This window comes from Trueperella sp. LYQ143 (assembly GCF_046599595.1).
Lineage (GTDB): Bacteria > Actinomycetota > Actinomycetes > Actinomycetales > Actinomycetaceae > Trueperella.
Window position 1 is genome coordinate 12,835 of record NZ_JBKIWR010000011.1, and the last position, 24,272, is coordinate 37,106.

18 protein-coding genes are annotated in these 24,272 nt (G+C 54.9%); 11 read left to right on the forward strand and 7 right to left on the reverse strand.

Annotated elements, in window-relative coordinates:
- Nucleotides 1-76: 76 nt before the first annotated feature.
- The 7 genes from ACLHIL_RS05205 (at nt 77) to ACLHIL_RS05235 (ending at nt 10,086) form a co-directional block, all read left to right on the forward strand.
- A complete protein-coding gene (locus tag ACLHIL_RS05205) occupies nt 77-493 on the forward strand; it encodes a phage holin family protein (RefSeq protein WP_411296894.1) in 417 nt (138 codons plus the stop codon).
- A gap of 66 nt (nt 494-559) precedes the next feature.
- Entirely contained in the window at nt 560-1,558 is a 999-nt protein-coding gene (locus ACLHIL_RS05210) for a fructosamine kinase family protein (RefSeq protein ID WP_411296895.1), read from the forward strand.
- A 309-nt stretch (nt 1,559-1,867) separates the two neighbouring features.
- On the forward strand, nt 1,868-3,283 hold the full coding sequence (gene purB, locus ACLHIL_RS05215; protein ID WP_411296896.1) for an adenylosuccinate lyase: 1,416 nt from the start codon (nt 1,868-1,870) through the stop codon (nt 3,281-3,283).
- A gap of 79 nt (nt 3,284-3,362) precedes the next feature.
- The gene (locus ACLHIL_RS05220) at nt 3,363-4,013 is read left to right on the forward strand and encodes a DedA family protein (RefSeq protein WP_411296897.1); all 651 of its coding nucleotides are present in this window, start codon (nt 3,363-3,365) and stop codon (nt 4,011-4,013) included.
- A gap of 237 nt (nt 4,014-4,250) precedes the next feature.
- Nucleotides 4,251-4,481 carry a heavy-metal-associated domain-containing protein gene (locus ACLHIL_RS05225; RefSeq protein ID WP_411296898.1) on the forward strand — a complete coding sequence of 77 codons (231 nt, stop codon included), beginning with the start codon at nt 4,251-4,253 and terminating at the stop codon, nt 4,479-4,481.
- Nucleotides 4,482-4,720: 239 nt separating this feature from the next.
- A complete protein-coding gene (locus ACLHIL_RS05230; RefSeq protein ID WP_411296899.1) occupies nt 4,721-7,117 on the forward strand; it encodes a heavy metal translocating P-type ATPase in 2,397 nt (798 codons plus the stop codon).
- 251 nt (nt 7,118-7,368) lie between these two features.
- On the forward strand, nt 7,369-10,086 hold the full coding sequence (locus tag ACLHIL_RS05235) for a flippase-like domain-containing protein (protein ID WP_411296900.1): 2,718 nt from the start codon (nt 7,369-7,371) through the stop codon (nt 10,084-10,086).
- A gap of 361 nt (nt 10,087-10,447) precedes the next feature.
- Here the strand turns inward: ACLHIL_RS05235 and ACLHIL_RS05240 are convergent, their stop codons facing one another.
- The gene (locus ACLHIL_RS05240; RefSeq protein ID WP_411296901.1) at nt 10,448-10,600 is read right to left on the reverse strand and encodes a hypothetical protein; all 153 of its coding nucleotides are present in this window, start codon (nt 10,598-10,600) and stop codon (nt 10,448-10,450) included.
- 6 nt (nt 10,601-10,606) lie between these two features.
- Between ACLHIL_RS05240 and pgm the strand changes: the two genes are divergently transcribed.
- Nucleotides 10,607-12,283 (forward strand): phosphoglucomutase (alpha-D-glucose-1,6-bisphosphate-dependent), encoded by a 1,677-nt coding sequence (pgm, locus tag ACLHIL_RS05245; RefSeq protein WP_411296902.1) that lies wholly within the window; start codon nt 10,607-10,609, stop codon nt 12,281-12,283.
- 256 nt (nt 12,284-12,539) lie between these two features.
- Here the strand turns inward: pgm and ACLHIL_RS05250 are convergent, their stop codons facing one another.
- Together ACLHIL_RS05250 and ACLHIL_RS05255 are read right to left on the reverse strand one after the other, a co-directional pair.
- On the reverse strand, nt 12,540-13,571 hold the full coding sequence (locus ACLHIL_RS05250; RefSeq protein ID WP_411296903.1) for a GNAT family N-acetyltransferase: 1,032 nt from the start codon (nt 13,569-13,571) through the stop codon (nt 12,540-12,542).
- 91 nt (nt 13,572-13,662) lie between these two features.
- Entirely contained in the window at nt 13,663-15,237 is a 1,575-nt protein-coding gene (locus ACLHIL_RS05255; protein ID WP_411296904.1) for a 6-phospho-beta-glucosidase, read from the reverse strand.
- A 165-nt stretch (nt 15,238-15,402) separates the two neighbouring features.
- On the opposite strand from ACLHIL_RS05255, the gene ACLHIL_RS05260 reads away from it, so the two are divergent.
- Nucleotides 15,403-16,530, forward strand: coding sequence for a carbohydrate kinase family protein (locus ACLHIL_RS05260; protein ID WP_411296905.1), 1,128 nt, complete (start codon nt 15,403-15,405; stop codon nt 16,528-16,530).
- A 370-nt stretch (nt 16,531-16,900) separates the two neighbouring features.
- Here ACLHIL_RS05260 and ACLHIL_RS05265 read toward each other — a convergent pair whose 3' ends face one another.
- The 4 genes from ACLHIL_RS05265 to ACLHIL_RS05280 are packed head-to-tail and all read right to left on the reverse strand — an operon-like array spanning nt 16,901 to nt 21,456.
- Nucleotides 16,901-17,896, reverse strand: a complete 996-nt coding sequence (locus tag ACLHIL_RS05265; protein WP_411296906.1) for an ABC transporter substrate-binding protein — start codon at nt 17,894-17,896, stop codon at nt 16,901-16,903.
- A gap of 35 nt (nt 17,897-17,931) precedes the next feature.
- Nucleotides 17,932-18,921 carry an ABC transporter permease gene (locus ACLHIL_RS05270; protein ID WP_411296907.1) on the reverse strand — a complete coding sequence of 330 codons (990 nt, stop codon included), beginning with the start codon at nt 18,919-18,921 and terminating at the stop codon, nt 17,932-17,934.
- A complete protein-coding gene (locus ACLHIL_RS05275) occupies nt 18,914-20,437 on the reverse strand; it encodes a sugar ABC transporter ATP-binding protein (protein WP_411296908.1) in 1,524 nt (507 codons plus the stop codon). The genes ACLHIL_RS05270 and ACLHIL_RS05275 overlap by 8 nt, the downstream gene beginning before the upstream one ends.
- A gap of 2 nt (nt 20,438-20,439) precedes the next feature.
- Nucleotides 20,440-21,456: a Gfo/Idh/MocA family oxidoreductase gene (locus ACLHIL_RS05280; protein ID WP_411296909.1), complete on the reverse strand. Its 1,017-nt coding sequence runs from the start codon at nt 21,454-21,456 to the stop codon at nt 20,440-20,442.
- Between the two features lie 461 nt (nt 21,457-21,917).
- Here ACLHIL_RS05280 and ACLHIL_RS05285 point away from each other — a divergent pair, with 461 nt between their 5' ends.
- On the forward strand, nt 21,918-22,670 hold the full coding sequence (locus tag ACLHIL_RS05285) for a GntR family transcriptional regulator (protein ID WP_411296910.1): 753 nt from the start codon (nt 21,918-21,920) through the stop codon (nt 22,668-22,670).
- A gap of 311 nt (nt 22,671-22,981) precedes the next feature.
- Complete coding sequence (locus tag ACLHIL_RS05290) at nt 22,982-24,100, forward strand: App1 family protein (RefSeq protein ID WP_411296911.1); 1,119 nt, start codon at nt 22,982-22,984, stop codon at nt 24,098-24,100.
- Nucleotides 24,101-24,272: the final 172 nt, after the last annotated feature.

A 24,272-nucleotide genomic window follows, 5' to 3' on the forward strand; every position in this document is an offset into this window, starting at 1 on the left:
GTCCTCCGATTTTGCCACTAGCGCACCCCTTGCCCACAGCCCGAACACTGCCATACCCTCGGCGTATGATCGAGGCATGAAGTTTCTTATCACCTCAGCAATTAACGCGGTTGCCTTGTGGCTCACCACTCTTCTGGTTTCTGGCATACGGCTGCAGGCGCACGGTAATAGTGACTATATTTCCGGGGCACTGGGTCATGACGGTGGACGGATTGTGTACTTCCTGATCGCTGGCGTGGTGCTCGCCCTGGTTAATCAGTTCATCCGCCCGGTCGTGAAGTTCCTGTCTTTGCCGTTTTATTTCTTCACTTTGGGGTTGTTCTTCTTAATCGTCAACGCGGGGATGTTGATGTTGACCTCCTGGATTACTTCCGTCTTTGATATGGGGTTGACGGTTGATGGCTTGGGATGGGCCATCGTTGGCGGGGTGTTCGTCGGATTCTTTAATTTCGTTATTGGTCTGATCGTTCGCCCGTCCCGTTGGGAGCATTAATCCGTCATAGCTACAGCGGGTGTATAGCTTCAGAACGGGTATATATCTTCAGGATCGGGGTTTTTCTTGGCGAACCATACAAAATCTGGATCAGCAGCAGCAATTGCTTTTGAACGTGCTGGTTTGCGCGAGTTATCGCAGGCTGCCCGGCACGGGGGAGCGCCGTGCGTGCAGATCACTGGTTATGGTGCGCACAGCATTTCCACTGCCCATCTGCCCACCCAATATCCGACCGCTCGTGCCGCGTACCTTTTTGGTCAGGAGCTTGCGCTCACCCATGCGTATTGCCCTTCAGGTCAGCGGGTATATGGGCAAGCCCCAGCAGGATATATCGAATCGTGGGGAGCGACGGGGAACATGGGGCAGGCCGCCCTTGGGCTCGTTGCTGCCGATTCTCCCTCTCGTCGTTTTGGCGAGTTCTACGCCGCAGATCGCTTGCTCCCGTATCTGCCTGAGGCTCGGGCTAATGGGTCAATATCGGCGGCGGATGTGCGTTGTATAGAGCGGGTGGCAGAGCGCTTACGCGATGGCGTATTTGATGCGCCGCAACCGCAGGCCGTTCGTACACAAGCCGCCCTTATTCATGGAGATTTATGGTCCGGCAATATTTTGTGGACTCATTCAGATGCTCGCTACGTTCGCTCTGACGCTTCACCGACGTTTCATTGTTCGTCGCCTATCTCTGCCCCACTATCTAGTAATGCTCAGCAATATGAGGAAGTACCGACTGTCAGCGAGCAGGGGAATTCCACTACGTATCCTATAGATCCTCCCGTAGACCCGCATGGTCTATCCTTTGGTACGTGTGATGAGCCCTGCGTCGGGGTGTTGATTGATCCGGCTTGTCATGGTGGGCATGGCGAATCTGATCTTGCACAACTGCACGTTTTCGGCGCCCCGTTTATCCATGAGATATATGCCGGATACCAGGCTGTCTCGCCGTTAGCTTCTGGTTGGCAAGAGCGTATTGGCCTGCATCAGTTACATATGCTTATTGTTCATGCGGCGCTTTTTGGTGGTAGTTATGGTCGAGAGACGGTTGCTGTTGCCCGCGCATACGTGTAATACGTACTGATAGCTGATAAGTCGCTAATACGCGCAATAGTTTACCTCGCTATCGCCCTATATCGTCGGTTTTAGGCAGCATGGGATTTTCTCCGACGCATATTCGGTTACTTCTGGTTATCGCCGGTTATCCGGTAGCTTGCCAGACGGGGCGGCTATTGCGTCAATAATAAATTTTCACCTGCAATCAGCCTTTAGTCCGTGACGGCGTTCCTCTGCGTCCTCACCGTGAGGAATAGTTCTGTTGCCGGCGCGTCCACAATCATTGGCAAGCGGCCGTCGTCTCTTGGAATATGACACAATGACCACATGGCTCACTCTGCTCATCACTCAACATTTGACGCCCCGATCAGTCCGCTTGACGGTCGTTATCGCCATTTCACCGCCGAACTGACTGCGTACTTCTCAGAACCTGCGCTAAATCGGGCGCGAATTGAAATAGAAATCGAATGGATGATCTTTCTGTGTGATCGCCACATTATTGATGGTTTACCGACGTTGAGCCAGGCAGAACAGACCTATTTGCGTTCTCTCGTCGATAACTTTGATACTGCCGCTATTGAGCGGATGGCCCAATACGAACAGCAGACTGTTCATGACGTCAAAGCCGTCGAATATCTCATTAAAGATCACCTGGATGCCGCCGCCGAATATCTGCCCGATACTTGCCTGCCGGCTTTGCGGGAGCTGGTTCACTTATTTGCCACCTCGGAAGACGTCAATAATCTCGCCTATGCCCTGTGTGTCCAGCGCGCTACGCGCCAGTCTTGGCTGCCAGCGGCCCGGAAAGTGACGGAGAAATTGCGCGAAGCGGCACATCAATGGGCACAGGTCGCCATGTTGGCGCGTACCCACGGGCAAGCCGCCACTCCTACTACCGTCGGGAAAGAGCTCGCCGTCTTTGCTAGCCGAATGGAACGTCAGTTGCACCGCATTGAACAGGCGCAATATGCCGGAAAGTTTAATGGGGCGACGGGAACCTTTGGCGCACACAGCATTGCTTGCCCGGAGGTGGATTGGCCGCGAATCGCTCGCGATTTCGTCACTGAACGGGGGCTCGATTACACCGCGTTGACCACCCAGATCGAACCGCATGACTGGATGATTGACTTGTACGCTGATATGGTCCACACCGCGCGGATTGCCCATAATCTTGCCACCGATATGTGGACGTACATCTCTCTTGGATATTTCTCTATGCGAACGGAATCTGCCAGCGCGGTTGGCTCTTCGACTATGCCGCATAAGGTCAATCCGATCCGTTTTGAAAATGCCGAGGCAAACTGCGAACTAGCTTGTGCGGTATATGAGCAGCTAGCTGCCTCACTAAGCACCTCACGAATGCAGCGCGATTTATCCGATTCTTCCGTACTGCGCAATATCGGGGTGGCTTTCGGATACTCCCTGGTGGCTTTCCAGAATTTGGCGCGCGGGCTAGCACAAATAGACGTTAATCTGCCCGCTCTGAAAGCCGATCTTGATAACGCCTGGGAAGTCCTCGCAGAGCCAATTCAACAGGTATTGCGCGTGGCCAGTATTCACGGTCGCAGTGCTGTAACCAACCCGTATGAAAAACTCAAGGAGCTGACTCGCGGCCAACAGATTGACGCCGCCACTTTGCGCCAATTTATTGCCGATCTCGACCTCCCAGAGGAAACAACTCGGCGCTTGATGGATCTCACCCCAGCCAGTTATACCGGCTGCGCAGCGCACCTCGTAGAATAGACCTCTGCGGTGTAATACGGCCGGCATGTGGCGCGCATTCGCGAGCCCAGCCGCCCCTTTCCTGGGCAAGGCAGAAACGATGACTTTACTTCTTAGCGCTGCGCAAAGCAGTGCCGAAATCGGCGGTATAACTGGCTGGGCTGTCGATACCGTCGAGGCTCTCGGCGGTATCGGAGTGGCATTGATGATCGCCTTAGAAAACGTCTTTCCGCCGCTCCCGTCAGAAATCATCTTGCCACTGGCTGGATTTACCGCCTCTTTAGGCACTACCTATTCGCTCGCCGGAGCAATCATCTGGGCGACGTTCGGATCGCTCTTGGGCGCATGGATTCTCTATGGGCTAGGACGTTGGTTTGGCCGCGAGCGCACGCGCGCTATCTTCCAGCGCCTGCCCCTGGTTAAGATTTCCGATGTTGACGCCACTGAAGCCTGGTTTCACAAGCATAATCAGTCCACAGTTTTCTTTGGTCGGATGCTTCCGATCTTCCGATCCCTCATTTCTCTACCTGCCGGCGTCATCAAAATGAACATGGTGTTGTTCACCGTTTACACCGCACTCGGTTCGCTGGTATGGAATAGCGTCCTTATTTGCGCCGGCTATCTGCTGGGAGAAAAGTGGAACGTCGTTAATCAGTACGTCGATATTCTCGTCAAAATCGTTGTTATCGCCGTGATATTAGCCCTTGCCGTGTGGGTGATTATTCGGATTCGTGCGCGGCGCCGCGGATGATTCTCGCTCATAACGAAACCGCTTAGTGTAATGCCGATGTGGCAGCTAGATTGAGAAGTGCTCACATCGGATTTCCGCACACAAACAGGCTGATAAAAAGGCATTTTACCGCCCGTTTATATTGCCGCCCGCACGTCGCGCAATGCGCACTTTTGATTTTTGCGCGGGATGGAATACGCCGATAGGCGCGGGATTCCCAGATGAAAATCGCATACGAGAATCAGAATTGAGGATGCTATGTTCCGTTACACCGTTGACGTCACGGGAATGACCTGCCAGCACTGCGTCAGCCACGTCACCGAAGAACTATCTGCATGTGCCGGTGTGCAAAACGTCAGCGTCGCATTAGAGCCGGCTGGCCTATCGCAGATCACTATTGATGCCGACGCCCCGCTCACCGACGAGGTCATCACTCAAGCTATTGATGAAGCTGGCGATTACCCGGTGCAGGCGATCCGTCAGGCGTAGTTCTCGGTAAAATCTGCACTTAGGTTTCGCTGGGTTCGCCTTTGGATTTCCAGATACAGATACTTAGAACTCGTACTTCTTTGGTGATTATCTAGGTTCTGTTACTCTTTCTGCGCTGGATATGCCGGCTCACTGCGCCTTTGCCGATCCGGCATTTCTTCACTATCAGGCCTGCTCTCGTTCTTGTAATCCTTTCTCCCCGCTTTGTCGGGTGTCCTCGCTAGAAGGGTGCTTATCCCGTGGATTCCTCAGCAAATACCACCTCGCACGAACCCATCACTGCGCGCGTCGATATGGCCGTCCGTGGCATGACGTGTGCCTCCTGCGTAGCCCGCGTGGAAAAGAAATTAAATAAGGTTGACGGGATCGCTGCCGTCGTCAATCTCGCCACCGAGCGTGCTCACGTCGAACTGCGCGGTCCCAGCGGAGATTTAAGCAATGACGATCTCGTCGCTATCGTTAAACGCGCAGGTTATGACGCCTCTATCATCCAACGCACTGAGTTATGTGCCGACGGCAGCCAACAGCAAACCCAAGCGAATGAGGGCGATATTGAAGCGCTTATGGAAGCCGCCGCCCGCGCCCGAGTCCACGATTTATGGCGGCGTTTCCGCGTCTGTGCAGCGATAAGCGTCCCCATTATCGCGTTATCCATGATTCCTGCCCTGCAATTTACCGGATGGCAATATGCCGTCGCACTGGCCTCACTGCCCGTTGCAATATGGGGCGGATGGCCTTTCCATCGGGCTGCTTTCCAAGCTGCACGGCACGGATCATCAACCATGGATACGCTCGTCAGCCTTGGCGTTATCACAGCAATGGGATGGTCGTTATGGACGCTCGCCACCACCCATGCGCGCCACCTGGGATACACCATGCGGATGAGTGGTATCCACGGTATCACTGAGGATCATCACCCTCACCTATACTTCGAATCCGCGGCAATGATTATCACGTTCTTACTCATTGGCCGCTGGCTAGAAGCGCGATCCCGCCGCCACGCCGGCGATGCCTTGCGAGCGCTACTGCGCCTTGGCGTTGCCGAGGTTTATCTCCTCACTCGCGCCGACGGCACAACAGCTAACACCACAATCTCCACTCGCGACCTGCGCGTCGGCGATATTTTCCGAGTATTGCCTGGGCAGAGTATTGCAACCGACGGGGTGGTCGTCTCAGGTGAATCCGCCGTCGATGCTTCCCTGGTGACGGGCGAATCACTGCCCATTAACGTTGCTCCTGGCTCCTCAGTCATCGGAGCGACCATGAACACCCACGGCTCCCTTGACGTTCAGGCAACTCGGGTTGGCGAGGAAACAACCTTGGCACAAATGGGCCGGCTACTCACACAAGCACAGACCGGAAAAGCTCCAGTTCAACGCATCGCTGATCGCATTTCCGCAGTTTTTGTTCCCGGCGTTCTTCTCATCGCCGCAATCACCTTTGCAATCCGGCTCATCCTCATGCATAACTCCGCCCAAGCTGCTGTGGCTAGTGCGATTACCGTTTTAGTGGTGGCGTGCCCGTGCGCATTAGGGCTGGCCACTCCAACGGCTTTACTCGTCGGCTCTGGGCGGCTATCCCGCCTCGGAGTGCTTATTCGGGGCCCAGAGGTCCTGGAAGCGGCACATCATCTCGACACTATCGTCTTTGATAAAACGGGTACTCTCACTACCGGCCAGATGCGCGTTGATGATGTCATGTTCTTCCCGGAATCACCCTCGCAGGATCAGCCGCTTTCTCAGATAGATTCGGCACATACACTCGCGTCTGATCTTTCAGCGCCACTCAATCACACCCAGCTTCTAGCTATTGCCGCTGGCTGCGAAGCCCATTCGGAACATCCACTCGCCCGCGCAATCGTTGAGCACACCCAAGCACAGCACATCAACGTGCAACCAGTAAACGAATTTCGCAACCATGCTGGTCACGGCATAAGTGCCCGCCTTGCGCAGGGGGCGTCCGTCCTCATTGGTCGGTTAGAATGGCTGGCCAGCCAGGGTGTTGATGTGAATTCTGCTGATACTGCCCAGGTACACGAGCGCGCTATCGGGGCAAGCATTGTGGCAATGGCTGTCGATACCCACCTTCGGGCAGTATTCTTCATCCGCGATACTGTGCGCGATCATGCCAATGAGACGATCACCCATCTGGCATCCGCTGGTTTGCGCCCATACCTGGTTACTGGTGACAATCCAGCCAGCGCTCAGGCTGTCGCCGCCAAAGTGGGAATCGAGAATGTTCACGCCGGAGTACTACCGAGCGATAAGGTCCGTATTGTTGACGAGCTACAACGTGCCGGCCTGCGGGTTGCCATGATTGGCGATGGCGTAAATGATGCCGCCGCACTCGCCGCCGCTGATTTATCTATCGCAATGGGTTCTGGGGCTGACGTGGCCAAAGCTGCGGCCGATATTACGATCGTCAATTCCGATATTCGCACCCTCCCAGAATCTCTGCGGATTTCCCGAGCGACCCTGCGCATCATCCGGGAAAATCTTTTGTGGGCTTTCGGCTACAACCTCATCGCAATCCCTACTGCCGCAGCCGGAATTATTTTGCCAGGGTTGGCAGCCCTCGCGATGGCGTCGTCATCTATTATCGTGGTTCTCAATTCGTTACGCTTGCGCTCGATATAACGTTTTAGCTGACGAGAACGCCGAGGCGCTCGGCGGCTATCCATATTGGGTATTGGTAATGCGGATAGCGGGCTGTAGCTGGCTACGGTCACGCCGAGATATTCCCAAATGCTACATACTGCGGTCATTTAGTCTCTGCTCGCGCACCCTCCTTGCCCCGCTCTGCGTGGAATTTGCTACTACGCCGCATAAACGCCAGGTAGTCCCAAGGTTTTAGCTGAAAAGCACGCTCGATAGGTAGGATCAGTGTTGTGAGCACCCACGAAGAACATGACAGCAACGCGAAACCCAGCGATTTCCCACCTGAAGTCGCACTGACTTCCGTGCTCGAATCAGATCATCCTGAGGCTATCCCCAGGTCATCTTCTGTCACCCTCGTCGATAGTGCTCCCCGATGGACGCGCAACCCAGCCGATCTCTTTGGCGCTATCCTGACTCTTATTCTGGCAGTCTTGATGGGCCTTTTTGCGGCGTATGCGCAATCTACGTCCATCGCCGTCGCTTTGGATTTTCAACGAGTAACGGGCACCATTTTCGACACTATTGTGGCTTTGCCAATCAACGCACTGGAGGGCTTACTATCCTTTGTCTTGCCCATCATCCTGATTGGCGAAATGCTGTTCCGACGCCGGTGGCGCACACTACTAACCGCAGCAATTGGTGGTGCACTAGCTATTGCGGTAGCGAACCTCGTCTTAATCGTTATAGATAAGTGGTGGCCCCAATCCACGTTTGCCGACCAACTCTCTAATGCCATTGAACAGCAGTCACATATCGTGCTCGTCCCGTATGTTTCGCTGGTCAGCGCCCTCCTCATTGTCTCCGTCACCTCCCGCGCCTCAAAGATCACCCGCTGGGGTTGGTGGCTCCTCATTCTCGTGTCATTCTTTGCTGTGTTGCAACGCAATCAAACCCTGCCAGCCGCAACCATTACCATCCTTATTGGTATCTGCTGTGGGCTGCTCGCCCGTTACGCCATCGGCGGCTCTCCCGCCCGCGTTATGAAAACCGACCTCATCGCGCTGATTCGCCGCGCCGGAATTGACGCCACCGAAGTCATTCGCACCGACGATCTCAGCGATGACGCCGAACTGCAAGCATGGACGGTATCCAGCCCTGCACCCCTGGGATACTCCACCTTTTCTGCGCTATCTCAGCTCCACAAGCTCATGGCGAATGATTCAAATAAATCGACACCCGCCATTGCTCCGGCCGCGCTCTTAGAACATGAAATATTTCCGCAGGTTGGTCGCCTGGAACGGGCTGATATTGACCCGATGGCCACCTACTATGACGCACGCAAGACGTATCCGGCTACCCAATCCCACCTCGTCTCGCGAAACTATCTCGTCCGAGATGTCACCGGCCACGTCTACCACGTGAAAATGTTAGACAACGACCGTCAGATTCTCTCTTTTATTGACGATTTATGGGCACGGCTGACGCTAAAGCAAACAATCCGCCAAACTCGGCACACCTTGGAAGCCACCGCTGAACAAATGGCGCTATCCGCGTTGCGAGCGGAACAAATCGGCATTAGTGAGCCACTCTTTCACTCTCTTGCCCAGATGGGCCCCTCTATACTCGTCGCCGAAAAAGCAACCCGCGATCCCCTGCTCAGCACCACGGATCCGGCAACCATCAGCGACGACGCTCTGGACGCATTATGGCAAGAGATCGGGCGGGCACACAGCGCCGGTATCTCACACGGAAATATGGATGCGTCATATATCAAGGTCACGCCCACGGGCTTACACGTGACGACCTGGTTCAATGGCTCGGTTATCTCCTCAGCTACCTCCCGCCAGGTCGATCTTGCCCAGACAGTAGCAATGCTTGCGGGATGTGTCGGCGTAGAACGCGCTATCGCTTCCATGCAACGCTCACTATCCGATGAGATGGCCGCATCTGTAGCGCCTTTCTTACAAAATACGATATTGCCGCGGAGCACCCGCGAAGCCTTGAAACCACAACGTCAGCTCGCCACGTTACGATCTGCTCTGACGACGGTGATCCCGGATTCCTCCGATGTGCTGAATGTGGATTACAAACGCTTCTCCATCAAGACGATTATCACCGTCACGATTGGCGTCGTCGCAATTTTCATCCTGCTCGGCTCGCTGAACTTTGACGATCTGCGCGATACGCTACAAGCGGCTAACCCGCTGTGGATGCTCGCGGCCTTCGTTGCTGGTCTTGGCACATACGTCGGTGCGGCTATGACGTTAAAATACTTCACTCAAGAACCGCTACCGCTTATCCAAACCACTGTGGTGCAAGTGGCCGCCTCCGTTGTTACCCTCGTTGCGCCAGCCGGTATCGGACCCGCCGCACTCAACCTGCGATTCCTGCAAAAGCGGGGAGTGGGCACAACTCCAGCAGTGGCAACCGTATCCGTCGTTCAAGTTGCACAGTTTATCGTCACTGTCGCCCTGCTTATTATTCTCTCGCTGTTAACGGGCGATCTTGGAAATCTGTCATTACCCTCCTCAACTATCCTCATTACGCTGGCAATCGTTGCCGTACTCGTTATCGTCGTGGCGGGAATACGCCCACTTCGCCAGTGGATTATGAAGAAGATTCAGCCGACTTTACAGCAGGTATGGCCACGATTTGTTTGGCTGTTTACCCACCCTGGGCGGCTAGCGTTGGGCGCCGCCGGTTCCATATTCATGTCTGTATGCTTCATCGGGTGTTTCGGGTTGTCCTTACAGGCATTTGGGTATCAATTACCGTTGATTACCTTAGCAATCACGTATCTTATCTCTAACTCAGTCGGCTCTATTGTGCCCTCGCCCGGCGGTATTGGTCCGGTTGAAGCAGCCTTAACAGGCGGTCTGGCAATTGCTGGAATTCCTTATTCTATCGCCTTTTCCACGGCAATCCTTTATCGTCTTTTGACGTTCTGGGGGCGCGTGCCGCTGGGCTGGATCGCTCTGCAAGTTGCCCAAAAGAAGAACATGATTTAAGTTGCCGCCCGCAAGATGGGCAGGGTGGGCAAGGGTCAAGGATATGACCCAGCGATAAAAGCTGGTGGATTATCGCCTGCCGTTATGCCCCTCGAGCCGCAGCGTTCCACCATCCTTACCCTGCCCTGCCTGTGCGTTCTGCGTTTTATGAATATTCTGATGTTTGCACGTCATGACGGGCGGCCATTCTACGAGCACCAAAGGCACAACGATCCCTAAAATATGCTCTAAATACGTGCATTTTCCTTGCTGGCTACAGCCACGAATCGTATGTAGGTTGGCTCTATCTAAAGCGTTGATGCGCAGTACATCAACATACCGGCAGTTACCAAAAGTTCGGTTATCACACCGCCTTCACCTATTAACCAGTGTTCTCTCCAGCTCCCCTGCCAAAGAGCGCCTGCCCTTTCGTCTGCTTTTCACCAGCTTTCACTGCTTTTTCATTACGCAACCTGTAACTATCTGCCCGACCTTGTGTAAAGACATGGAGCGTCGCGGGGAAAAATGAGAACATGATTCTATGAACGAACGTGCTGGCAGCCTTGCCCAAGAAGAAGATCTCATTGATGTCGATGCGCTCATCAGCGCCTACTACGATATTGAACCTGATCCTGATAATCCCGATCAGGCAGTTGTTTTCGGTACATCGGGTCACCGCGGCTCGTCTCTAGATGGCGCATTTAACGAGGCACACATTGCCGCAACGACGCAGGCAATTGTGGAATATCGCGCCTCGCAAGGCATTGATGGCCCACTGTATATCGGGCGAGATACCCACGCCCTATCGGAACCGGCTGAACGCACAGCTCTTGAAGTGCTTGCCGCTCACGGGGTTGAGGTCCGAATCGACGCACGCAACTCCTGGACGCCCACTCCGGCCGTTTCCTTAGCAATTTTGACAGCAAATGGCGCAAATACCGCTGCCGGAGTTCGCACCCACGGCCCAGGTTTGGCAGACGGTATCGTCATCACGCCATCACATAACCCACCGCGAGATGGCGGATTCAAGTACAACCCCCCGCACGGCGGTCCGGCAGATACTGACGCAACCTCTGTCATTGCTGCCCGAGCAAACGAGATTCTCCGTCAGGGGTGGAAATCCGTTAAACGGATTCCTTACGAGCAGGCCCGCAACGCGCAAACGACTCGCGGGCATGATTACCTCAGCGCCTACGTTGACGATCTCGCCACCATGATTGATTTCGACGCAATCCGCACCGCCGGAGTGCGCATCGGGGCCGATCCAATGGGTGGTGCATGTGTGGAATATTGGGGCGCAATCGGGGAACGATACGGATTAGATCTGACTGTTGTCAATCCGGACGTCGATCCAACCTGGCGTTTTATGACGCTCGATTGGGATGGAAAGATCCGAATGGATTGTTCTTCTCCATATGCGATGGCATCTTTACTGGAGCGGATGAAGCCCGGATCTGGCACGTCTTTTGATATTGCCACAGGTAATGACGCAGATTCTGACCGGCATGGCATCGTGACCCCAGACGCCGGATTAATGAACCCTAACCACTATCTCGCAGTAGCAATTAACTATCTGTTCTCTCATCGCCCCCAGTGGTTGCCGACGGTCGGCGTCGGGAAAACCCTCGTCTCTTCTTCCCTGATTGACCGAGTCGTGAACGGTATGGGTAAGAAACTCGTGGAAGTTCCCGTCGGATTCAAATGGTTTGTTCCTGGGCTGATCTCTGGGGAGATTGGATTCGGCGGCGAAGAATCCGCCGGTGCGTCTTTCTTACGTAAAGACGGCACTGTGTGGACAACTGATAAAGACGGCATCGTCATGGATCTGCTAGCTTCTGAGATTTTGGCGGTGACGGGGATGTCCCCCTCGGTTTTACATCGGCAACTGACGCAAACCTACGGCGAATCTGCCTATGCTCGTATCGACGCACCGGCAAATAATGAGCAAAAGGCAAAGCTGAAGGCGCTATCCCCGAGTGACGTTGCCGCAACCGAGCTTGCCGGTGAAGCAATCACCGCGCGTCTCGTCGCTGCTCCGGGTAATGGCGCGACCATTGGGGGCTTAAAAGTAACGACGGAAAATGCCTGGTTTGCCGCTCGCCCATCCGGCACAGAAGCGGTCTACAAGATCTACGCAGAGTCCTTTAAGGGCGAAGAACATCTGGCTCAGGTTCAAGCCGAAGCACGTGAGGTCGTCTCGGCAGCATTGGGCGCCTAGCCATCTAACCGGCTACCCGCCTAAATACACGAACTCCTGCCAAGAGCTCTGTCAGTGACGGCTGTGAGAGGGGAGAAATTTTCCCTCTCACAGCCGTCACCTTATCTATCCGCATTTGTCTTTCTTCTCTATCTTTATAGTCTCGCCTCTCGCGTCATCCTCGGTTTCCGTATCTGTCTGCGCCGCCCACAAAACGCACCACAGCTCACCAGGCTTTCCCCAACCGCCCTAACACGGTCACTTCGTCGTCGTAAAATCAACGGCCCCGCACATACTCAACTAACTGGCATACCGGAGTAAAACCCAAAGCATTATTAATCGCAAGCATCCACGGATTATTTACCGCTGTTTCCGTTTCTATCGCCGGATTCTTCACCCCACGCAATAGCAGCTCCCGCGCCAATTGGGCCTTGACCGCCAAACCGAGGCGCTTTCCGCGATGAGATCGTAAAACTCCAGTTCCTCGCACCCGCATAACCCGACGAGAATCTGCCGGCACTTCGACTCCGGTAAATCCCACGACGCGTCCCTCGTGAACAGCAACCGTCTCCAGCAAGGTTGCACCACACCCTACTATGTCTGACACAAATTCTACATAATATTCGCTACTCCACGGCTCGGCACTAAATTCAATCTCGCCGCTGGGCGCTTCCGCGTCCATTTGCCCACGCAACACCCCGAGAGATTCTTGTAATTCCAAGGGCACACCGTTTTCGTAGGTACGAAGTTCATATCCATCAGGAACTGCTAGCATGACCGCGTCCACATCGGCCAGTGCAGGCGGCCACGCTAAACGAAGCGTTTGATCTATCTCCGTCAGTTTCCACCCAGCTTTCTGTGCCCAACGAGTGATCGGATGTGTGGTCACATCTACATCGGCCGGCATATAGCTCTCCATAAAATACTGTTGAGCTGACCAATCTGCCGGGCAACAAGATCGAACCGCCGCCTCTAGCGCGCTACCAATCCCCTGACCACGCACATCTTTCGCCACGCTGATGGTGACGTACATCGGATCTTGCGGGTGCGGCACACAGTAAGACAACATGCCCCAACCGAGAACCTTGCGCTGTTCGTCATCAGTTACTGCCACTACGTAATGGGGGACCCAATTACCTGAGTTATCGCGCAGATGACGTAAGAAGCTCTCTGGACTTCCAGCAACATAATCTGGTTGAACTTCTTGCTGGCATGCTATATCAATCTCCCGGCACGCCAGGGCACGCTCGGTATCGGTGACGTCCAGTGGCTCAATCCGATAGCGCACGGCCTTCTCTTCCTTCGTCATACGCACACCTCTCCCGTATCAACACCTGCCGTAAGGTATTTAGTAATCAATCAACTACAGCTCAACAATAACAACAACGACAACAGATCCCTCAGTCAAAAACCTCAGCAATATCTGGATTTACTTGCAGATAACCAGCCAAAATCTCGTGAGCCACCTCAACGGAATCCACTGTGGGATGCGCCGCGAGCGCCCGCCACGCCAAAGCCTTACTTCGCCGATCTACCGCCTCAATTACCAGTTCTTCACAGGCCTTGACCTGTTGGATAAGCCCTAGCTCTGGCCCGTGAAGCGGGCGTGGGCGTTGCGGATGTACACCCGCCGCATCGACCACGCACGGAACTTCAACAACCGCATCCGCTGAGAGCTGCGGGATCAGTAGTTCCGGGTAAGTAGCCGATGCTCGGCCCTGCGTCTGTAATGCGCTGTGTTCTGCTACTTCGTCACCCGCTACCACTGCCTCCCTCGGGCAACCGACCGATCTATCGGGTAGCATCTTTGAATTCTGCACAGTTGATGCGGAAACGTTCTTTTGGCTATTAATACCCGACGCGAGTACCTCGGCGCCCTGATCGGCGGGCTGTGGGTACGTTAGCTCTCCCACGGTATTTGGCACACCCAAAATCATCCGTGCTGGCACTCCCGTTGCCAAAGCCCGCATGAGATCGTATGCCACCTGTTCGTAGCCACCTGCCAAGCGGTCTTCTTCAGTGCGCTGTTCATCCGCCGCACGGGATTCTGCCATGTAGGTCGCTTCTCGTTCCTCATGGGCCGCCCGCCACAACGCCCCTGCACCGCTCCCATCTTTCGCTTGCGCCACCGCCTGGTAGAACGCGCCTTGTTGTTCATGCAGAAACTCGCCTCGGGTGCGCTCACGGGCAAGTTTTTGCGTGATTTCGCGATTGTGATAGTAGAAAAAGAGATATTCATTGGGGATCGCGCCTACCGCCTGAATCCACTCTGCCCCGATCGTGCGTCCTTCTTCTAATCGTTCCAGCATCTGTGTGTGCCCTAAAATCTCTGGTAAACGGTCCACCCCATCCACCACAAAATTGCGCAACCACCCCAGATGATTCAGACCGGCATAATCATAGGAAATTCGGGCATCGACCTGTGAGACTGCGTTCATGACGTCAGGACCGCCTAAGAGATACCCCACCCGACGAACTAGGCCGATCGGCGTATCACAGATCCCCACCACCCGTGGATGTACTCGACGCATTGCCTGCGTAATAATCCCGGCGGGGTTCGTAAAATTAATGATCCATGCCTGCGGGGCAAGCTCAGCAACCCGCTCCGCCAGGTGCATTGCCCTCGGAATGGTACGGAAGGCGTAAGCGTATCCTGCCACCCCGACCGTCTCTTGCCCCAGCACTCCCCGCGAAAGTGCTTCCCGTTCATCGCATACCCGCCCGCACGTACCCCCTACGCGCATTGCGGAAAAGACGAAATCGGCTCCAGATAGCGCGCGGGAGAGATCCGTCGTGGCACTCATACGCACCCGATCGGCATACCCCAGATCCTGAAGCACCGCGTGCATGGCATCAAGCCGCGCAACATCTACGTCGTATAGGCATACCTCGTCAATCAGCCCGTCATTTGGCTGCACAACCGACATCACCTGCGGAACGCGAAATCCTCCGCCACCAACGATAACGAGCTTCATAAGGGCACCTCGGCTTTCTACGATTTATTTCGGCTGTCTCTTTTTCGCATGCTTTCTTGCTGTTTTACTGTTTTGCGATGCCTTCGCGTCGCCCCGTTGCCGTTAAGCCTACCCCGTGCATACCGATTCCTTGCCCATCTTGGCAAGGAATCGTAGGCTCACTATATGACTCCCCATGACCCTCCTGTAGCCAATCCTCAGCCCACCTCTTTCGACACCCCTGATAACACTGATATTTCTCCGATAGCTCCGCACCCGCGTTCTTCCGCTCCGCTCCCATATTCTGATGTGGCGCCGCTGGGGATTCATGGTGACGGTAGGGAGATTGACGTCTGCGTCGCCGGGCCGGTCTTTCTCGATGTGATTATGCATGGTTTGGCCCATGAGCCGCGCGCTGGCGAAGAACAATGGGTTTCAGGCGCAGACGTGATGGCCGGAGGGGCTGCCAATCAGGCAATCTGCTGCCAGCGTCTCGGATTACACACGGCGTTGTTATGCGAGTTAGGCACTGATCGCGCCGGATCGTGGGTGCGTGAATTACTTGCTGGTGAAGGTCTTGATCTGCGGGCAGCACACGATAGCGCAAAGCAAAATATCACCGTTGCATTAGTCCATGACGGCGATCGTTCTTTCACTACTGCCGGTTCGCCGCATGTGCCACTGCCCTCCCGCGATATGCCTGCCCCTGGCGTGCTCGCCTGTTCTTTAGATTTTTTGGCTACAGCGGCGCAACAGATTTCTCATTGGCGTGCCCGCGGAAGCATCGTCATCGCCGATTCCGCTTGGGATGACAGCGGATGCTGGGCTCACGAGGATCTCCTATCCCTACAATACGCCGATTATTTCGTTCCTAATGACGAAGAAGCCATGCGCTACACCCGCACCACAGACCCGCACGCCGCCGTACTCGCCCTGCGTGCGTACGTCCCCCATGCCATTGTCACCGGCGGGGCAGCCGGAGTGTGGTGGTCAGCCGCTACCGAAGATGTGGCAGGCTCTCCCGTCGTTCATCATCATCCTGCTATCGCCGTTTCTGCCGTGGATACGACCGGAGCTGGAGATTCTTTCACTGCGGGGTTGAGTTTCGGATTGCTCGCTGGAGCTACGCTCGAACGCAGTATTCGCCTTGGCATGGTGGTTGCCGCCTGGATAGTGCAACACCTTGGCGGTTCCGCTTCAGCTCCTCACCGCCGCGAGCTTATCCACTGGCTAACCCACGAGCAGATACTCTCCCCAGCAGAATCTGAACAGCTAGTGGCGATACTCCGCACATGTCTGCCGAATTGCGCATAACCCTATAGAACTATTAGTTCGCATAGCTGCGTCATGTTATACAGCATTTTGGCCGTTAACCCAGAATGTCTGTACGGACGCCCGTCGCTCATCCGAAGAGGTTTCACCAACCATAAGCGCCGGGGATCCTTTTATGCCTGACGATAACCATCAAAGCACATACAGACAGCCCCAGTTTCGCTCCGCTACATCCGGATAATTTTGCTCCGCAATCCCATCTGCGCAATTTAGCTTCCACTAATGTAGCGCCAGGTGATTTCCCTTCCGCCAAGGCAGCACAAGATGCGTATCTTTCCCAGCAGCTCAGGATATGCCCGACTAGGGATTCTGGTATCTCACCGTTATCTGATGCTATATATCGCTATTATTCCTACTCGTACAGGGCTAACTTCACGTCCGGATCATCGAGATTCTTCGCGTCATACCAATAGAAACCCGAATCTATCACCGGCTCAACCTTTTTTCCGGCAATAACATCGAGCGCTGTTTCCACTGCCCGATACCCCATCTGATACGGATTTTGCGTCACAGAACCGGCCATAACTCCGCTGCGAATCAGCCCAATTTGCACAGCACCCGAATCAAAACCGATGATTTTTGCGCTCGACCCCGAACGTTTTGCCGTCTGCGCTGCCGCCACGGCACCGTCATCATCGGTGGCAAAAATACCCGCTAATTTCGGATGCGCCTGGATAATCGCCGAGGCCTGCTGTTCGGCTTTCGCCTGGTCAGAATCGTTGTACTGAATATCGACAACTTTAAGATCTGGAGCATGTTCCGCTAAATAATTGACGAAACCATCACGGCGATCAATACCCGTCACCGATGTTGAAGAGTGGCACAACACCGCCACTTCACCGCTACCGCCCGTCAACTCAATCATGTGCTTAGCGGCTTCAGCTGCAGCAGCCTTATTATTTGTTGCCACCGTCGTCACCGGAATATCCGAACCAGGAACGCCGGAATCAAACGCAATAACCGGAATTCCAGAATCTACGAACTGCTGTAAGGCAATAACTGAAGCAGAGGAATCCAATGCGGCAAACACCAAAGCGTCAGGGTGCTGAACATGCGCTAAATTAATCTGATCGACCTGGCGCACGACATCGGATTCACTATCCGGCCCATGAAAGGAAACGTCTACCCCGAAATCATTTCCGGCAGCCATCGCTCCAGCTTTCACCGTCGCCCAAAACGGGCTGGCATACCCTTTGGCCACCACTGCAATATCAATGCGACCGTCCGAATGGGATACCCGCTCGCCAAGTCCGGCACATCCGGCCAGCACGCTCGCCACCATCCCAATTAGGGCGATGAAACGTAGCCGCGACCTGCGCGCACGCATCATCGTGTCACTATTTCGCATGGTCGTTCTCTTTTCTTTCCGGCTGGATCGGCTCGTCATTTCGTCACTCGCTTGGGGCGGCGACGCACATCCAAATACACCGCCAATAGCACAACAATGCCCAGCAAGATCTTTTGGTTTTGATCGGATACTCCCAGGTGTACTGCGCCGTTGCGGATAGTGGCAATTAAAATTGCGCCAACCACAGAGCCAAATACGCTGGCCCGACCACCAGTGAGCGAAGCTCCACCAAGCACGGCGGCGGCAATGGCATACATTTCGTATGATTGGCCGACGTCAGGCTTCCCAGAGGCTAGACGCGAAGCCATGAGCACGCCCGCTAATCCGGTGAACGTCCCCGCGAGCGCATACACCTTCCACTTCCAGGCCGTGACGTTCACGCCGGAAAGCCGCGTGGCTTCTTCGTTTGATCCCATCGCGAGCGCATAGCGACCAATCAGGGTGTGCTTCAGGAGGAAGTGCGCTGCCACTGCCGCGATGATGCACAAATAAATCGCATTCGTTAAACCGAAGGTCTTACCGTTTCCTAGGGCGAGGAACGGGGTGTAATCGTTGAGTGGGATCGAGGAGGTGCCGGTGATCGACAGGGCCGCTCCCCATGCCACCAACATCATTGCCAAGGTGGCAACCATCGGCTGCATTTTTAGCCGTGCCACTAAGAAACCGTTAACCGTACCCAGTAGCGCCCCAGAGATCACGCCCACTAATACGCCCGCCAGAATCGCCAGCCACATAGCGCTGTGGAGTTTCGTCATGACTAATGCCGTCATCACCCCAGTAAAGGCCATACCAAAACCGGGCGTTAAATCAATCCCGCCGGTTGCGATAACAAAGGTCAACCCGAGCGCCAGCAGAATATAGACGGAGGCGTCCAACAGCAAGGCCGAGATATTCCCCAGATCGAGGAAGTACGGGCTAGCTACCGCGAACACTGCAATCAGGATGATCTCTGAGATGACGATGAGTACCTGGGCCGGATGCTTGCGATACCAGGTGCGCGGGTCAAGGGATACAGATTTAGGCATTGCTCTTGTTCTTTCTCGTGCCAGATTCTTCCTCGTTGCTCACCACGTCAAAGCGGGTCGCAAGATTCATGATTTTTTCTTGGGTAGCTTCCTCATTGCGCAGGATTCCAGTTAAGTGCCCGTGGCACATCACGCCGATGCGATGGCAGACGCGCTGTAGTTCTGCGATTTCTGAGGAAATGACCACCAGTGTTTTGCCGCGGGCCGCCAGATCCTCCATCAGCCGGTAGATTTCATCTTTTGCGCCAATATCGACGCCGCGGGTCGGTTCATCAAACAGTAGTACTTCGCAGTCGCGCGCCATCCATTTGGCGAGGACGACTTTCTGCTGATTTCCACCGGAAAGGAGCCGCGTCTTTTGGAATACCGACGGGGTACGAATCGCCAACATATCGGTGTACCGATCAGCGACTGTTTCCGCGCTGGAATCGTCGATCACGCCCGCAACATTTGACCACATATCAAGTGAGGGCAGCGCAACGTTATCCACCACGTCTTGCTCTAGCAGTAATCCATACTGTTTACGATCTTCGGAGAGGTAGCCGATTCCGGCCTGCACTGCCTGCGTAGGGGTGTCAGTGATAACCGGCTGACCGTTAACTTTAATATCGCCGCTGTCTTTTGGATCAGCTCCGGCCACTGCTCGGGCGAATTCTGTGCGCCCCGCACCGACGAGCCCTGCCAAGCCAAAGATTTCACCGCGATATACCTGTACGGAGACGTCGCGAACGAAGCCTGCACTCAATCCGGTTACTTCTAACCCGAGTTGATCGCTTGGGGTGGATTCGGGACGCTGCGAGGTATCAATAGCCCGCCCCACCATTAAGGAGATCATATCCTCGCGGGTGAGCTCGGCTGCCGGATGTGTTGCCACATGCTTACCATCGCGCAGGACGGTAATGTCAGTACATAGCTCTTGGATCTCTTCTAGCCGATGTGAAATATAGATGACGGCGCGATCTGGATTAATAAAATCGCGCACCACGGCGAAGAGTTTTTCGACTTCATGGGAGGAAATCGCGGCGGTTGGCTCGTCCATGATGAGCACGCGGGCGTTCATTGACAGCGCCTTGGCAATCTCAACCATTTGCTGTGCTGCGACGGTGAGCGAGCCGACTAACGCATCGGGATCAATATCCACATCAAGGCGTTCCAAAATCTCAGCGGAACGTCGGCTCATTTGGGCATCGTTAATATAGCCACGGCCAAGCTCTCGCCCAAAAAAGATGTTTTGTGCCACCGTCAGATCTGGCATGAGGTTGAGTTCTTGGTGAATAACCGCGATCCCCGAGGCGAGCGCATCAAGTGGCCCAGAAAAATGAACTGGCTGACCATCGAGGTACACCTCGCCAGAATCTGGCTGGTAAATCCCGCCAAGAATTTTCATCAGCGTCGATTTACCTGCACCATTTTCTCCGATCAAGGCGTGAATCTGCCCGCCCGATACAGCAAAATCCACCGTATCGAGGGCGCGAACGCCGGGAAATGTTTTCGTGATATGTTGTGCGCGAATCATAGCTACCGTATTTCTTCGAGGCGAACGGGACGATGTTCCTGACGGGAGAGGTCACAAGCAACCGCAACATACAAGGCCGCTAGCGCGTCACGGGCAGTGCAGGGGCTCGGCCCGTGGGTATCGAGCATGTCCAAGAAGGCGGATAGCTCGCGTTCGTAGCAGGGTTGGAATCGTTCGATGAAATCCGTCCACGGGGCGTGCGGCGGAAATTCCACGCCGTCATCCATGACCACAAGGGGGACTCGCGCGTCGTATCCCACGTTGACAGATCCGCGTGTTCCCGCCAGATCAAGGCGAACGTCATAGCCCTGCCCGTTATATCGTGAGGCATGGACGGTGCCAATCGTTCCGTCAGCCAGCGTGAGAATCGCGGCCGCTTCTGAGGGGTCATTGTAGGCGGCGAACACCTCACGCCCTCGGGTGACTCCGGTGGCATAGACCTCAACTACCGGCTGTCCCGTCACCCAGGCGATGATGTCGAAATCGTGAATATTACAGTCGCGGAATATCCCACCAGAGGTAGGAATAAATGCGTCATCGGGTGGGAATTGATCCGCGGTAAGCATGTGGAATCGGTGGACCTCGCCGAGTGCTCCGTCGCGAACTGCTTGGCGGGCACGGCGATATCCGACGTCAAAACGCCGCTGAAATCCAATGTGGTGCGGGAGCTGTGCTGCCTCTACCGCCTGGCATGCCGCTTGCGCTGATTCAATATCCATCGCAAGCGGCTTTTCGCAAAATGTTGGCAAGCCGGCCTGGGCGGCAGCAATTAATCCAGCCGCATGTTCGGATGTAGGAGTGGCAAGAATCAGCGCGTCGATACCCAGCGGATTGCCGGAGGCATACACCTGTTCGCTGGAGGCGACGTCAGCATCGAGTTGAGCAGCTAATAGCTCGGCCTTCTCAGTATTGGTATCGCAGACTACGATGCTTTCTACCCGAGATTGCATGGCGCGCAAAAGAAAACCATGCATTGAGCCAATTCTTCCGGCTCCCATAAGGGCGATCCGGTATCCCATGTTTCTCCTGATATTTCCTCGCTCAACAGCGTCTTCTGATGAGCTGTGCGGTGAGTACATAGCTCATAATATGTCAGGACAAATAGTGGGTCAATGACATTTTCTACTGGGTGACAGGTAACATAGAAACAGAACATAGGGATGTCTGCCCGCACTCGCGGGATGCCCTGGCTGATTCGACATGGAACCCCAGCGCGCTCTGCGCCACGCGATCTTCGATCTTCTTACCAGGCACCTCGCGCATACGGAGAGGCTTCTATATGTATCATCCACGCCAGATATCCGAACCGGCACCATATCCGACGGATAACCCGCCGTATCTCGACCACCGCCGTCAGCACCAACAGAAAAGGAATGACGGCAGATCGCAAAAGCACAGCAAAACACAATAATCTAGTAGGGTATGGACCACCCTAGCGGGGTATATACCGCCTCCACGGCAAATTCAATAAGGAGTAAGCATGGGACTCTTTGAACCTGAGATTACGGTCAATCGCTCAAGCACCGACCCCCTGCACGTACAAATCTCCGCCCCCATCGAACGCGCTATCCTTGACGGCGCTATCACCCCTGGCACTCGCATCGAAAACGAAGTGTCCATGGCTCAGCGCCTGAACGTCTCCCGCCCAACCGCCCGCCGCGCCCTGCAAACTCTCGTCGAAAACGGTCTGCTGTTACGCCGGCGCGGAGTGGGAACCGTGGTTGCCCCGCGCCCTCGGCATCTTCCCGCCAAACTGCCATCCCTACATGAAGATCTCGTTGCCTCTGGTCACACGCCCACCACGGAAGTCCTCCAATACAATTTCAAACGGGCAACGGAAGCAATCGCCGAAAAACTCGACATCCAGGTTGGCGATCAGGTTGTTGAGCTGGAACGTCTGCGTAAACGCGATGGTGTTCCGGTAGCTATTTTGTACAATTGGCTTCCGCTTGCTTACGCTCCCGCCCGAGAGCTTTTGGAAGAACGCGGGCTGTACCAACTGATTCGCGATTCTGGTATCGAAATCGCCGCTACCACCCAATCCGTCGGTGCTGAACGGCCAGACCGACGCGAAGCCCAATTACTTGCCATTTCTACTCGCCAGCCCGTCCTCACTATTGACCGCACTGCATTTGATCCCGCGGGAGCAATCATCGAATGGGGCCTGCACTGTTATCGGGGGGACGCCTACCGCTATGAATCTACCGTCGTTGCCCACGGGCATAAGCCGTGAGAATCTGCGGATAATGCGGGCTGACGGTTAAGCCCGATAGTCATCAGCTAGCTATATAGCGGGGTGGATCTAATAGCTAATATGCCCTGAGGATAGCCCACCCCGACGGCAAATCCCCGAGCGAGCAGCGGCGCCTACAGATTGCGTCGATCTGCCAGTTATGCTCGATTCTGTCAGATCACAATAACTGCCTCCCGCACCTATACAAACGCAGGATAATTGCGTTGATTGCGCTGGCGGAAAACTTCGCTACCGGCTAAGGAAACCCAAGAAACCTGCATAAATCCGCCAGTTTCAGTACGCTGATGTGTATGTCTTTGGCAAATATTGCTCGTGCTACCGAAGCCGCGGTGAACCGGCACAATATCGTGTGCAAACGCCGCGCCGGCTGGCTACCTCGGCTAACCGGCTACGCCGGATACGGCTCGATTCATGCTGCCAAAGTCCTTGCCCGCGCGATTATGGCCGATCCGCAGGAAAACACCAAGCCGTTCCAGCTTCCGTTCCTACCGGCCTCTATGCACTCGCTAACCCCACAAGGCATGCGCGATCTAGCGCAATTTGCTGCGGAACATGCCGCAAAAGCCCAACGCGGCTGGCGGCAATTCTTCACCACCCAAGTCGGCTTTCTGCCCTGCACTGTGGAGTTGGGCCGTCGGCGCTTACACACTCGTACGGATCGTTCCGGATACGTCGATATTCTCGTCGAAGATCACGGGCTAGAACCTGGCTGGCATGAAGCGCGCATCACTCCGGCAGCCGGTGAAGCGATCACCGCTCCCGTCATGATCGTCTCGCCAGAGGCTCACACCGGCCTTGTCTCCGATGTGGATGATACGATCGTCGTTACCTGGCTTCCCCGCGCCATGCTCGCGGCCTGGAATTCTTTTGTGTTGCACACCAATACGCGCCAGCCCGTACCTGGAATGGCAGAATTTTATGGAGATTTGCTCGCTCCTACGCCAGATGCTCCCGTGTTTTATCTATCAACGGGCGCCTGGAACACCTACTCAACCATGTTGCACTTTATTCAACGCAATGCCCTCCCTATCGGGCCAATGTTGATGACGGATTGGGGGCCGACCCCCACCAGCTTGTTCCGTTCCGGTCAAGAACACAAAAAGACGCAGCTACGGAACTTACTGATTATGTTCCCCGATATTAAGTGGTATCTCGTCGGGGATGACGGCCAGCACGATCCTCTTATTTATGACGATTTAGCTCGCGAATATCCGCATCGGGTGCGCGGAATTGCCTTGCGAACACTCAACCCGGTCGAACAGGTCCTTTCGCATGGGACGATGGACGCCACCTCCAGCTTCCGGCAAGATCGAGATATTGAGCAAGGCGGAGTGCCGATTATTCGCGGCGCCACAGGTTTTGATCTGCGCACCCAGATCGACCATATCCGCAGTTCATACGCCGATTAGATCCTGCTGATAGCTAGATCCTGCTGGCGCACTGCGTGCCTCGCTATTGATTGGTAATAACTGATGACCTATTAAGCCAATGATTTGTTACGCCGCGATACGGCTTCTATTGATGCCAATTCGCCGGCTCTTACCCTCTCCGGCAAACACCAATAACTCGTATTCGCCACTC